We start from the raw sequence: 12,751 nt of genomic DNA, 5'->3' as shown, positions 1-12,751 counted from the left end.
TTGGACGGCAGTGATGACCTGTATTCGTAATTTTCCGTAGAACGGTAGGAAAAGTAGCGGTTATCGGAAGATGCATAAGACCGATGGTCAGGAAACCCCCATACCAGCGATCGCTCCCCACAGGATCGCTATGGATGGAGACCTTATTTCACATGTGACACACTAGTTTGACAAGAAATGGAAGACGTACTGTTTGACTTTATCGGTAAATACATCGCCTTGACGGAGGAAGAGAAAATGGCCCTGATCGATTTGGACCTTTTTCGCTCGGCGAAAAAGGGTACGATTTTATTGAAAGAAGGACAACTTTCTAAAAAAGGGTATTTTGTGCTGAAGGGTTGTATCCGGACGTTTTACACGATAGATGGAGAGGAAAAGACCACGGCATTTTTTACTGAAATGGAAGGGTTGACCCCTCCCTGTGTGCTGGACGGCAAGCCCTCCACCTACGCGGTTACCTGCGTGGAGGACACGATTTTTACCGTTTCCGATCCCAGTATGGAAACCGAAATATTTCAAAAATTCCCCGAGTTCGAAACGATGTGCCGGGTTTTATCCGAAGAATTGCTGGTGAAACAGCAAGTGGACTTCGACACCTTTAAAACCTCCTCACCGGAGCAACGATACCTCGATCTCCTGGAAAAACGACCCGATTTGATCCAACGGGTTCCCCAGTACCAGTTGGCTAGTTTTCTGGGGATTCAGCCGCAATCCTTGAGTCGATTGCGGGCAAGAGTTGTCGAAAAAAACAAACATTGAGCCCCCTTTCTTAACTTAAGTGAAGGAGTTTGGGCGGTCCGCTCGCCTATTTTTGTCCAATCGATTTACCTAAATGGAGAGGACATGCAAACGAATAAACTGTGGCTGGGCCTGGTCGTCCTGATGACGATTCATTTGACCGGGAATGCCCAAACTACCGAAAAAGAAAGGCGCTATTTTGTGGGAAGTACCTTCGCGCTGCTTGGGAATTTTGCTCAGACCAATGCGCCCGATTTTGCGCAACTTAACCTTGGCTTCCGGCTGACATCAAAGGACGTGTTATCCCTGGAGCTAAAAACCTGGAAATATGCCTGGCCATTAGGGATTCCTGTAACCAACAGCGCCTACGGAGACCCCGACACCGCCTTTCCCGGATACATCCGGGAATACGGAATGGCCCTGGTGTACCAACGGTTTTGGTGGAAAGGCCTGTATGTCGGGGTCCATCTCATGAGCGCCCGACAACACTTCTTTGACGAAGAAGGGCAGCAAATCGGCAAGGGCTTCCAATTGTTCACCACTTATCGCCTGGGCTATCAGATCAAGCTCTTTGACAATCGGTTTTTTATCGAACCGTCTATTGCGATTACCCACCGCCCCTTTCATACAAAAATGCCGGATGGATTCAGGCGGCAGGACGAGCAATGGTCCAAGTTTCTATTTGGCGAACCCGGATTGCATTTTGGATTTAATTTTTAGAGAATGAAAACCGTTGTATGCAACTTGCACGGGTTCCGGACGTACTTCCATTGAAACACCCAGGCAATCCCACCGGCGGAACCAACGAACTCCTGATACCGGTGAGGGCGTCGGTGGTAAATCCTGCCGATGGAAACCTGTGCTACCGGGTCAGGTAATCGCGTACATGGATCGTTTTGGGAATCCTGCGATTTTATGTCCGTTCGGGTCGAAGTAGCGATTGGAACAGGGGCTGACGCGGTACTGAAAATGAAGAGATTTCCTGATTTCGAGCCGTAGATTCGATTGAATTAAGAAAGTCTTTCCCGTTAAATGGCATTTCGACGGCTACTACGGCCGGTATGGCCTAAAGATAGCCGAACATCGTCTCCTATGAAGGGGAGCCAATCGATCCATGGCACACAGGCGCTACGCAAATCGGCGGCAGGAGCATTCCCTACCCCTACCCAGCAATCAAAAGGAGGCTGCCCAGAAACGAAATCGGTAGACGAATAACACCAAGTAGAAGAGTTGGTAAAACAAATTGTGGAAGCCTTTGCGGGGATTCTCACTTCGGTTCCCTACCGCCCTAAGCAAACCATCCACCCGCCCAACGCTACGAGCAAGTATCCTTTTTATCCCGAGGTCCGGCATTCTCCGGCCGTATGATTTTAAAGAGGGTAAGTACGACAGGGCTCACTTTGCCATGCACTACGGAATGGTGGGTGCAGTCGACAACCTACTCCGGAAGGAGAAAGGCATCTACGGTATTGAAACCCTGGAAGAAAGGGAGGTTCCATGCATGGATTAGGAGGGGATGGCGTCTTTTTTGGCAAAAAATTTCTGCTTTGGAGCGGTTGGCGAGGAAGGTTTCTCAAGAGCTTTACCTGGTTTTGGTGAAACGATTGGATGGGGTGTTATTTCTATCGGCCAGGGAACGCTAGGACCATTTGCTGAACCGTGGCGCCCGAATCACTCAAGCCGTTAGTCTCGGACACACCGCCTCTTACCCGGGCATCACGCAGGAGACCTTACGTAGCATTCGGCATTCGAGCTGATTTTTTGACATGAGTCAAATGCTGATACAAGTTGTTTGTTTACTTTTGTGTGTACGCTTACCAAACGAGAAGACATGGCAATTACTACGAAAAATCTGTTACTGCTGGATGGAATAGGGGCCTTGATTACCGCCACCCTGCTGAGCCAGGTAGTCGCCCGGTACGAGCCGCTATTTGGGATGCCGAAATCGATCGTTTACCTGCTTTCGGTCGTCGCGTTGGGCTTTGCGGTATTTTCACTGAGCAGCCATTTACTTGTAAAACACCGTTTGAGTCGGTATCTCGGAGTCATTATTTGGGCGAATATCTCCTATTGTTTGGCAACCGCTGCATTGCTCTTCGTTTACCGAGAGCAACTAAGTGGCTTAGGGATCACGTATTTCGTTGCTGAGATTATCGTTATTTTGCTCCTGGTGTATCTGGAGTACCAAAAAGGGATAGCGGATATTCGCGGTACCTCCTAGGATTGGCGGGAATACACAGATAGCCGTATGCCGCGGCTGGGATATTCCATACTCATGTGGCGTTTCGTGTGTTTTTGAAAAAAGCCACCGTTTCTTTTCTGCTCCGGTGGCCTGATTTTGACAATTCTGGATTTTTTAGTAGCTTCCTAACATGGCAGGTGAGCGGCCTGCCAAACGTTCAACCTATTTTGTAGGTTGCCCAGGACCCTTATCAAACATGAATATCAACCGAAGAACCTTTATTAAATCCGCTACGATCGCCGGAGCCGGATTAGCAACCCATCCGGATTTGTCCGCCAGATCCGTTGTCGTTAAGGCAAAACAGGGAATAGAAATTGATCCCGCACCCCTGTTTGCCCTATCCCCCTATTTGTACATGCAATTCATGGAACCCCTGGGCCGCACGGACGGGTCGGTAGAGGCCGCGTGGGATTTTAACGAACAGGCCTGGAGAGAGGACGTGGTGGAAGCTACCCGAGACCTGGCACCGAGTATGGTACGGTTCGGTGGTATATTCAGTTCGTATTACCGCTGGCGAGAGGGAGTCGGCAAGCGAAGTAGCCGCACCCCCATGCAAAATTTACTCTGGGGAGGGTACGAATCAAACCAGGTGGGTACTGCAGAGTTTGTTGACTTTTGCAGACAGGTAAGAGCCGACCCGCTCATGTGTGTAAATTTCGAATCAGAAGGTAATCCCGGATGGTCGATTGACGGTATGGGCAGCGACCGGCGGGGCACCGCCCGGGAAGCTGCCGAATGGGTGGACTATTGCAACAATCCGGACAACGCGCTGCGAAAGGCGCATGGCATCGACGACCCCCTACGAATCCCTTTCTGGCAAATCGGTAACGAAACCTCCTATGCCAAAGAACGTTTTCATCGGGATATTGCCGTTCGGAAGACGATTGCGTTTAGCAAGGAGATGCTTCGGGCGGATCCGTCGATTAAATTGATCGGATGGGGCGGTTTGCAACGTTGGGGTGACGGAGAAGAAACCTTTTGGGCCAAAGATATGATCGAACGGGCCGGAGAGCACCTGGATTACGTGGCGTTTCACCACATGTTTAACCCCTACCGCAGGGAGCAAGACCATCCCTTGAAAGGAATAGATTACCGGAAAGATCCAGCCCGAACCTGGGACTACCTGATGAATGCCTGTGCGTTTCACGAGAAAAAGGTACTGTCCATGCGGGAACAGGTAGAGCCCTACCAAATGCCCATGGCCCTGACCGAGTGTCACTACAGCTTCCCGGGGAGGAATCGAAACGAGGTGATGTCCACCTGGGCTACCGGTGTTTCCTATGCCCGCATCGCAAATTTACACGAACGTCACGGGGACCTGCTCAAGATTGCAACCCTGGCCGATTTCTGTGGCACCCGTTGGCAAGTCAACGCCCTGATGATTCCCATTCCCAGATCTTATGGAGAAGCGTTCCTGATGCCCGTAGCGAAAGTGATGAAACTCTACCGAAAGTACAGCGGTACGGACTATTGCGAAACCACACAAACCCCAGCCTATCTGGACGTTACAGCGAGTAGAAAAGGGAACACATTATTTGTTCACGTAGTCAATACCCATCGATCTTCACCCGTTAAAACCAACTTATCGCTAAAGGGAGCAACGATAGTCTCGATCAAGGTGCACGAGATGGCAGCCGATCCGGAGTTCGAAGTAATCGCCCGGGAGCCCGATCCACTTCAAATACAAACAAAGGCGGCACCTGTTGATGGGACCTGGACCTTTCCGGCTGCCTCGGTATCGGCAGTAGAGATCCGCATACAGTAGCCCGGTGGCAGTAAGCCTGGGTTTCAAAAGCAAACGGCACGTTAGGACACTCCGAATCTGAAATCGAACCGATGATTCGCCGCGAACCGACCCGAAGTTAGCAACGCGTGGGCAATTGTCTACTCATGGAATGGATCCCTGGAAAAAGGCAGTTCGCTGCCCGCCGGTAAAATAAGGCTGCCCCAGCCTTGATCCGGGGGATGGGAAAGCAGCCTGGTCAGGGGAGTGCAAAGGCGACGTATTGGTCTCCAACGGGGGTATTGAACCGTCCGCCTCCGCAGGCGAGTACAATGAATTGCTTTCCATTAACCGAATAGCTACTTGGTGTAGCAAAAGCAGCTGCAGGCAAACCTGTTTCCCAAAGCAATTCCCCGGTGTTGGTATCGAAAGCCCGTAACTTTCCGTCTCGGGTAGCTGCGATAAACAATAGCTCGCTTGCGGTAACCAAAGGCCCGCCAAAACTCTCGGTGCCAGCCGGGGAATTTCTCTGATCAATCCCTTCAGGGTTATCTCCGAAGGGTACCTGCCAGCGGAAATCGCCGGAGTTCATGTCGATTGCAGACAGGGTACCCCATGGCGGTCGTACCGCGGGATAGCCCCGATCATCTAAAAACTTCATGTAACGGTTGACCACATAAGCAGGAAGTTCGGGACTGTTTTCCTGGGTTGCCAGTCCGGGTTCTTGAGAAGCCTCGTTCATCTGTGCTTCTGTTAGCAGGTAGTTGATGAGTGCTTCCTTTTCTCCCCCAGCCAGTCCTGGAAAGGCCGGCATCATTCCTTTTCCGGCTTGAAGGACGTCCGTAATTTCGTTCGCCGTTTTGCGCTCGCTCAATCCGCGAAGTGAGGGGTAGCCGCTTTGAGGATGACCGTTCCGGTCGGTGCCGTGGCAAGGTGCACAATTGAGTGTGTACAGCCGCTGCCCGGTCCCCATGGCGTCCAGGATTTCGGGCGCGGTACTCGGACCGATCCCCATGTATCGGGCCATTTCGTTACTGTTGAGATACAGGATGCCTTCCGTGTCGGCTGCTGCTCCTCCCCAGATCGCACCGCCACTCAAACCGGGAAAGACCGGCATGCCTTTTTCGTTCAGAGGGGTAAAGGGTCCCTGGTAGCCGGAGTTTCCGAGTATTTCCAGGAGTTCGTCCCGATTGTTGGCTGCTGGATTGATCAGGGAATCGAATAGCACTTGCCGAGCGAAGGGAGGTGGTCGGCTGGGGATTGGCTGGGTAGGCCAGGCCTGTTCGCCGGGAATCGTGGAAGGCGGCACGGCTACCTCTTCTATTTCAAAAAGGGGTACGCCTGTCTCCCGGTCAAACAAGAAAACGTAGCCGTGTTTGGTAACCTGGGCCACGGCATCAATTTTTCTTCCTGCGTGTTGCACGGTAATCAGATTGGGAGGAGCTGGCAAATCCATGTCCAGGATGTCGTGGTGGACCAATTGGTAATGCCAGATGCGTTTGCCGGTACGAGCCTCCAACGCCAGCAGGGTATTGGCAAACAAATTGGTACCGGGCCGGTCACCCCCGTAAAAATCCGGTGCAGCAGAGCCGGTAGGTACGTACAAAATGCCGCGTTCCCGATCTACGGCCATGCCTGCCCAATTATTGGCGCCGCCAATTCCCTTGTTTTTATACACATCGGCTGGCCATGTTTCGTACCCGTATTCTCCCGGATGCGGAATGGTATGGAATACCCATACCAGGGCGCCTGTCCGCACGTCAAAGGCCTGAATGTGTCCAGCTGCTGCCTGGTGGTCTTCCGCTACCCGCAGCGGCATGACGATCAGGTCTTCAAAGATCGTCCCGGGTGTGTTGGATAGGACCATCTTGTCCCGGGCAGCCGGGCCAAGGCCGGTTTTCAGGCTTACCTTACCGGCCGTTCCAAAACCCGGAATTGGCTTACCCGTCTGCGCATCCACTGCATGAAGCCATTCTCCCCGGGTAAAGAGTATTCGCTCGTCGCTGCCTGCCTTCCAGTAGCTTAGGCCTCTGCAGGCGCTAAAGGCCTCTTTTTCTGTAGGTTCGTGCTTCCAGATTTCCTGCCCGGTGGCGGCATCCAGGGCAAAGGGGCGTAGGGAAGCACTCATCCCGTATAATACGCCTTCGACAATCAGCGGATTGGTCTGCATGTGCCCACTATCTCCTGTCGCATAGCTCCAGGCCACCTGCAGTTGTCCAATGTTATCCGGGCTGATTTGGGTCAGGGGAGAATAGTGATTTCGGTTGGGGCCACCCAGGTATTCGGCCCAGTCCTGATCTCCGGGACGGGGCGTGCAGTGAATGGTTCCAAGCAGGAAGAGAACGAGCAAAGGTGCCTGAAACCGGAGAATCGATAGGAGCATACGTTGGATCATGTGTATGGTTTTTACAGTCCCGTCAACAAGTGGGTGGCCGGATTACCTACGAATATGCTGAAATATCCGGAAATAATGAAATTTTGTATTTTGATTGGAGCCTGAGCTTCGCGGCCCGGGCATGAACAGGTCTCGTTTGCGCAGGAAGTATCAGGGAGTGGTTCCACGCGTCTTCCCTTGACTGCTGCGAAAAAGCCCCGGCCCCCTTCACCACAGGATTTTGTGAGCTACCCGTCCCAATTTGGACAGGGTAGAAATACTCGGGACACAGGCTGATTGACCGGGCCTTCGCTACGGTTTCGGTAATGCTGCTGCTACTTGTTGTAAGGTAGCGATGATGTACCGCACCTTGTTTCTGAATTCCTCCTCGTTGTCGCTGCGGACGACGTAGTCTTCCACCTCTCGAACGGTGTTTTTGATGGAATCTACCCCAAATTGGTCAATGCTTGGCTTGACTTTATGGGCGGATTTTTGAATGCTTTGCCAATCTCCCCGCTCCAGAGCTTGCTGCATTTCCTGTGTGATTTCCTCGGATAGGGAGACAAACAGTTCGCACATTTTTTGAATAAATTGTTCACTTCCCCTGCTAATTTCGTCCAATTGGGAAAGATCGTAGAGGGGTTTGGCCGGCTTTTTCGCGGACACAAGGCTTTCTTCACTTTCCATACCTTCCGGTTCAGGGGTTGGGTCTGCTGCTGTGCTTTGCCGTAATACCAGCTCGATTTTTCTGAAAAAGTCTTGCTCGTCGTAGGGTTTGGTGATAAAGTCATTCATCCCGGTACGGAGGTACAAGTCGATGTCGTGTCGGAAGGCATTGGCGGTAAGGGCCAGGATTGGCGTGTTCACTTTCAGTTGATCCCGAATGTAGGCGGTGGCCTCTACTCCGTCCATCACGGGCATTTGGATATCCATTAAAATTAGGTCGAAGGTTTCGTTTTTCACATGTTCAATGGCTACTTTTCCATTTTCGGCCTCGGTCGTCTGGAACCCCATAAAATCCAGGCTTTGTATGGCGATAAAGCGGTTCATTTCATTGTCTTCGACCAACAGCGCTTTGCGCCCCAGAAAGGCGCCTGGCTTGGCTTCCTTGTTTTGGGACACCAAGCTAGCGGGGTCACCGATTGGCAGCGTGAGGACAAAGGAAAATTGAGTGCCTTCGTTTTTCCTGCTTTTCACCTGCAGTTCACTACCCATGAGTCGAACCAGGTCGTGTGAAATGGCCATTCCCAACCCCGTTCCTTCAAACTTGCGGTTGGAGGTGTTTTGCTCCTGTGAAAACTTATCAAATATCTTTCGAACGAAGTCATCGGACATGCCAATACCCGTATCGGCCGTTTCGAACAGCAAGGTTTGGCTGGTAGCGGTTTCCTCCAAAACCTGTATCCGCAGTTCAATCTGTCCCTTTTCCGTAAATTTTATGGCATTTCCCAAAAGGTTGATGAGTACCTGCCGTAGGCGAACTTCGTCCCCGATTAATACGGGACGTACCGCTGGGCTCACCTTCAGAGAAAAGTCCAGGCATTTGTCTTTGGCCTGCGAAAAGAGGATGGAATGCACGTTTTGTGCCATAGCAGCCGGACTGAATTCGGCTTGAATTATCTCCAAATCCCCCGATTCGATTTTTGCGACGTCCAGGATATTGTTCAGGATGGTAAGCAGGTGCTTGGCGGAGGTTTGTGCCTGCAGTACGTAGCCGAGCTGTTTTGGGCTGAGGTTTTCGGAAGTTAGCTGCCGTATCATCCCGATGATTACGTTGAGAGGTGTACGGATTTCGTGGCTCATGTTGGCCAAAAAAAGCTCCTTCGCTTTGGCAGCGGACTCCGCAAAGGATTTTGCTTTGGCCAATTCCTGTTCCAATTGCTTCTGATCGGTGATATCCAGGTGTACGGCAATGCTTCCAATGAGCTGTTCCTGGTCGTTGTAATTGGGTGCCCAGCTAACGAACCACCATTTGGGTTCCCCGGTTTTGTTTTTTATTTCTACCTCAAAACTCGTAGTGATCCCTTGTTCGCTTTCCCGGTTTTTCTGGTTGAATCGACCTTGTTGGCCTGCTGGATAAAAGAGGTTGGTAGCCAGCCGCCCCTTCAGCTCGTCTAATGCGTAGCCTGACATCTGGCAAAAACTTTGGTTGGCGTAAATGACCTGATCCGATAGGTCTACCTCTAATAAGCCCAGGTTCATATTGGCGATCAGGTTTCTGAATTTTTCTTCCTGAACCTGTAGCTGAATGCCCCATTTTTTCCGGTTGCGGATATTGATCAGCATTTGCCCGAAGAGGTAGAGTAGCTTTTGCTCTTTTTCGCTGTATTGGTGGTGCTTTTTTACAGAATCAAAACCCACAAAGCCCACCAATTCCTCGCCGTCCAGCATGGGGATGGCGATGAGGCTTTTGATATTTTGTGGTTCGAGCAGGGATTTCAGGCCGCCGTCCTTATCGTCGTCAAGGTCCTCTATCCGTGGGACATAAAAGGCTTCGTTTCTCTGGTGGGCTTCCACCCAGTTTGGAAGCAAAGAGACGGGTATCTGCTGCAAATTGTTTATCTCTGGATTTATTCCATCCGCACACCATTCGTAGGTGTTTGAGGTAGTTCCATTTTTAAAGTCATAGTCGAAAATATACGCCCGGTCCGCGGACACAAAATGACCCATTTTTTCCAGGGATTGCTGGATGGTGGTGCCCAAATGCGTCAGGTCGAGGTTGATGTAAGTGGTAGCAATATCAATCAGGACTTCTTGCAGGCGAAGTTCCTGTTGCAGGTATTCCTGGGCCTGGTACTGTTGGGTGCGGTCCATCATTACTCCATCCAGGCGTATGGGTTTTTTTTCCGCATCGAAAATTAGTTTCCCTTTGTTCCGAATCCATTTGGTCTTGCCAGATGGTGTTAGAATCCGGTACCGTACCGAATAGGACCCACTGGCCGACAGTTCTTTGGGTATTTCTGTAACCACCCCCCGATCCTCTGGATAGATCAGTTTTTCCCAACAACTGATGTCTGCGATCCACTCGCTCGGGGCAATCTCGTACAAGCTTTCAACGGAGGGCGATATGAAGATGACCTGGTTTTCCGGTAATTTAACCGACCAGACCACATCGCTCATCTCGTTAAAGATGCTCGCCAATTTTTGGTTCGACTCCTTGAGTGCCTTCTCTTGTTTTTTTCGTTCGCTGATATCCCGGGAGATGGCTACAATAAACCTTTTGTCGCGGATGCGGGTTGTTGTTGCGGTGACTTCTACGGGAGTAGTTTCCCCGGTTTTTTGATGGACATTGACGCCCTCCAGGATCATTTTGCCCCCGGTTTCCAACTCCTGTACGTGGCGTTTCCAATTTTGCTCGTTCGCAAAGACCAGCTCAAAATCCTCCACGCGGTAGCGCTGTGCCTGTTGTTTTTCGATCCCCAGGCGTTCCGCCGCCACTTTGTTGATGTAGTAAAGTTTGCCGCTTTCCTCGGCTATTTGTATCGCATCTGAAGAATTGTCAAAGAGTTCCTGTAACAGCCGCAGACGTTGTCCTCTTTTGCCTGACAAAGGTCCCGGCCCAATTGGAAAGCAACACGCCCAAGCTCCCGCTGCATGTCCCTGCCGAGCGCCTGCTTTCGTAGCAAAATCAAACAACCGTATCGATCGAGGGGGATTGCGTACCAGTGGATGTCGTCCAGCACCTTGGAAACGGGTTGTTGAGAAGGGAGGTCTACCCCGGCCAGGAGTTGTTTCGCTTGTTCCAGCCAGTTTTTATGCTTGAGCATCGCTTGAGGCTGTACCCGTACCAACGCATCTTCCTGAAAAATTGCTGCCGCAAAACAGTTCAATTTGCGCAGGTACAGGGTCAATATCCTGCCCAGGCTATCTTCAATTTCGCCCTGAATTCGCTGATTTAAAGCGATTTCCAGGAGGACCTGAATGTTTAATTTTTCTTTTTCCATCGTGCCACAACTACCGTTTTATTAAACAATTCCAGGGAGGCACTGCCAATATTGGCGATTTCACCAATACTTAGCGCACCGTTCATGGGATGGTTTTGGTTGAGAAAAGTGAGTTCTTTTTGAAAGTCAGCTTGCATGAACAGTACCCGGGAAATGCAGTCAAAACAAACCTGATTTCCTTCGGCTTTTTGCTCAATTCCGGCGCCTGCTACTGCCTCCCGGGCACCTTTTAGCAGGGACTTCAGATCACCGTGCATGATGCGGATGTATTCCCCTTCGGGCACCTCGTCGACGACATGGAGCATGCCTTCTTCGGTCGCATAGGGATCCCTGACTATCATTTCGTCGTCGAGGCGTACCAGACCGAGTGGATAGGAGCGCGCAATGTCAAAAAAGTTTTCCGGGCTAAACCGTTGCTGGGAGTGGGCTTCGACCAGTTCCTTGTAGGTATCAAAAGCAGGTTTCCAGTTAAGACTGACAATGGTGTTTCCTTTGGTTTGAGTCACTTTGATCGGGTCACTGATCGTTTGCCACCCATGGGCGACTCCTAACTGTATGGTTTCATCCATGAGCCCGATAACGGCACCTTGCTCGATCACTTGTTGGTTGGAAAGGATGCAAGGAAAGGATTTGAAGGCCAGGGAACCCGCGCCGCCCCCCAGGTACGTGACAAAAGGACCGAAGACATCGTAAAGCGCGTGTAGAAATGCTTCTTTCTCCGACCAAAATGCGTTGACAAAACAAAAAATACTCTTCGCTTCACCCGGTTGTTTTTCCAGCCAGCGGGAGAGTTTTTCGGTAGAAACGGTCCCCTGAGGTGATTCGAAACAAGCCACCTGTAAGCGCTCTTCCAGTGGCACAAGGGCAAAGCCGGTGCGGTACCGTTTTCCATCTCCGATGATTTCGGGGAAAACGCCTCCAATCAGCGGTTTCTCATTTAAGGCAAGGATCTCCTCCAGGGTTGCCTTTTCGGGGTAATTATCAGCCGCAACAAAAAGTAAATAGGAGGCAATGCTCGGGTCTCGCTGTCCCTGAATCAGCGCCGATTTAAGCTGCTCCTGTGTTGGAATATACATGCCAGTTTATTCGATTTGGTTGTATCCACTGCTACCAAAGTAATTATTCCAGAATGCCTGCATTCAGATTTTTACATTACAAGAAAAGGAATTTCTTTCAGCTTTTTAAAAAACTATAGATAATAATTTATATGCGAGCGGTTTATCGGTAGATTTTATAAAATTTTTTGGTTGGAGCGGTCATCTATTGGACCTGTTTCCTACGAAGCGTAGGCTTCGGGTGATTTCCAAAGCCGTCGAAGACCCCAGCCCTGCGCTGCGCCGGGCGATACGCTTTGCCTTATCCAGGTAATCCAGACGGCAGCCAATCAACTTCCTACCTGGCTTTTTCGTTATTTTCGCGCATTTTGCTCCTTGTCTGAATCAGTGGTACCAAGAATTGGGTCGACATGGTTGATGAACTATTTCCCCCCTTTCCACGGCTGGGTTGCCTTTTTTGGTGACCGGTTCCCAGCTCGGGGAAAATTTTGGATCGGTGTCTCGTTGGCCGTACCTTAATTGGCTACTCCTTTTCGGTAACAAGGCAGGTCTGTGGCCCGGCGGAAATCCCCATACCCGCGTTTCACGTTTCTCGCGAACCCATCGGGGGAAATTCTGTAAAAAGCGTTTGACGATTTAGACGAACCTACTTGACGCTACCGGCCTGGGATGGGC

At 50.9% G+C, this 12,751-nt stretch carries 9 protein-coding genes; 5 read left to right on the top strand and 4 right to left on the bottom strand.

Translation table 11 applies throughout. The features are described 5' to 3' along the window. Window positions 1-177: 177 nt before the first annotated feature. From ABWH99_RS22300 to ABWH99_RS22280, 5 genes are all read left to right on the top strand, one after another. Window positions 178-759, top strand: coding sequence for a Crp/Fnr family transcriptional regulator (locus ABWH99_RS22300; protein ID WP_375583977.1), 582 nt, complete (start codon window positions 178-180; stop codon window positions 757-759). A gap of 84 nt (window positions 760-843) precedes the next feature. After that, window positions 844-1,458, top strand: coding sequence for a hypothetical protein (locus tag ABWH99_RS22295; protein WP_375583976.1), 615 nt, complete (start codon window positions 844-846; stop codon window positions 1,456-1,458). 17 nt (window positions 1,459-1,475) lie between these two features. Next, window positions 1,476-1,616 carry a hypothetical protein gene (locus ABWH99_RS22290; RefSeq protein ID WP_375583975.1) on the top strand — a complete coding sequence of 47 codons (141 nt, stop codon included), beginning with the start codon at window positions 1,476-1,478 and terminating at the stop codon, window positions 1,614-1,616. 953 nt (window positions 1,617-2,569) lie between these two features. After that, complete coding sequence (locus tag ABWH99_RS22285; protein ID WP_375583974.1) at window positions 2,570-2,959, top strand: hypothetical protein; 390 nt, start codon at window positions 2,570-2,572, stop codon at window positions 2,957-2,959. Window positions 2,960-3,176: 217 nt separating this feature from the next. Then, window positions 3,177-4,745, top strand: coding sequence for an alpha-L-arabinofuranosidase C-terminal domain-containing protein (locus ABWH99_RS22280; RefSeq protein WP_375583973.1), 1,569 nt, complete (start codon window positions 3,177-3,179; stop codon window positions 4,743-4,745). Between the two features lie 217 nt (window positions 4,746-4,962). Here the strand turns inward: ABWH99_RS22280 and ABWH99_RS22275 are convergent, their stop codons facing one another. The 4 genes from ABWH99_RS22275 to ABWH99_RS22260 all read right to left on the bottom strand — a co-directional run bounded on the left by ABWH99_RS22275 (window position 4,963) and on the right by ABWH99_RS22260 (window position 12,097). Next, window positions 4,963-7,098, bottom strand: coding sequence for a PQQ-binding-like beta-propeller repeat protein (locus ABWH99_RS22275; protein WP_375583972.1), 2,136 nt, complete (start codon window positions 7,096-7,098; stop codon window positions 4,963-4,965). Between the two features lie 291 nt (window positions 7,099-7,389). Then, window positions 7,390-10,626, bottom strand: a complete 3,237-nt coding sequence (locus ABWH99_RS22270) for a PAS domain S-box protein (RefSeq protein ID WP_375583971.1) — start codon at window positions 10,624-10,626, stop codon at window positions 7,390-7,392. Then, window positions 10,551-11,021: a hypothetical protein gene (locus tag ABWH99_RS22265; RefSeq protein ID WP_375583970.1), complete on the bottom strand. Its 471-nt coding sequence runs from the start codon at window positions 11,019-11,021 to the stop codon at window positions 10,551-10,553. The genes ABWH99_RS22270 and ABWH99_RS22265 overlap by 76 nt, the downstream gene beginning before the upstream one ends. After that, window positions 11,003-12,097: an FIST signal transduction protein gene (locus ABWH99_RS22260; RefSeq protein ID WP_375583969.1), complete on the bottom strand. Its 1,095-nt coding sequence runs from the start codon at window positions 12,095-12,097 to the stop codon at window positions 11,003-11,005. Before ABWH99_RS22260 ends, ABWH99_RS22265 begins: the two co-directional genes overlap by 19 nt. Window positions 12,098-12,751 lie beyond the last annotated feature (654 nt).

The organism is Cyclobacterium xiamenense, assembly GCF_042140265.1.
GTDB lineage: Bacteria > Bacteroidota > Bacteroidia > Cytophagales > Cyclobacteriaceae > Cyclobacterium > Cyclobacterium xiamenense_A.
This window is presented reverse-complemented; position numbering and strand designations above follow the sequence as displayed.

Bases quoted from the DNA above. Each gene is read 5' to 3' on its own strand.
- ABWH99_RS22260 (WP_375583969.1), bottom strand. From the start codon at position 12,097: ATGTATATTCCAACACAGGAGCAGCTTAAATCGGCGCTGATTCAGGGA.
- ABWH99_RS22280 (WP_375583973.1), top strand. From the start codon at position 3,177: ATGAATATCAACCGAAGAACCTTTATTAAATCCGCTACGATCGCCGGA.
- ABWH99_RS22300 (WP_375583977.1), top strand. From the start codon at position 178: ATGGAAGACGTACTGTTTGACTTTATCGGTAAATACATCGCCTTGACG.
- ABWH99_RS22295 (WP_375583976.1), top strand. From the start codon at position 844: ATGCAAACGAATAAACTGTGGCTGGGCCTGGTCGTCCTGATGACGATT.
- ABWH99_RS22265 (WP_375583970.1), bottom strand. From the start codon at position 11,021: ATGGAAAAAGAAAAATTAAACATTCAGGTCCTCCTGGAAATCGCTTTA.
- ABWH99_RS22275 (WP_375583972.1), bottom strand. From the start codon at position 7,098: ATGATCCAACGTATGCTCCTATCGATTCTCCGGTTTCAGGCACCTTTG.
- ABWH99_RS22285 (WP_375583974.1), top strand. From the start codon at position 2,570: ATGGCAATTACTACGAAAAATCTGTTACTGCTGGATGGAATAGGGGCC.
- ABWH99_RS22290 (WP_375583975.1), top strand. From the start codon at position 1,476: ATGCAACTTGCACGGGTTCCGGACGTACTTCCATTGAAACACCCAGGC.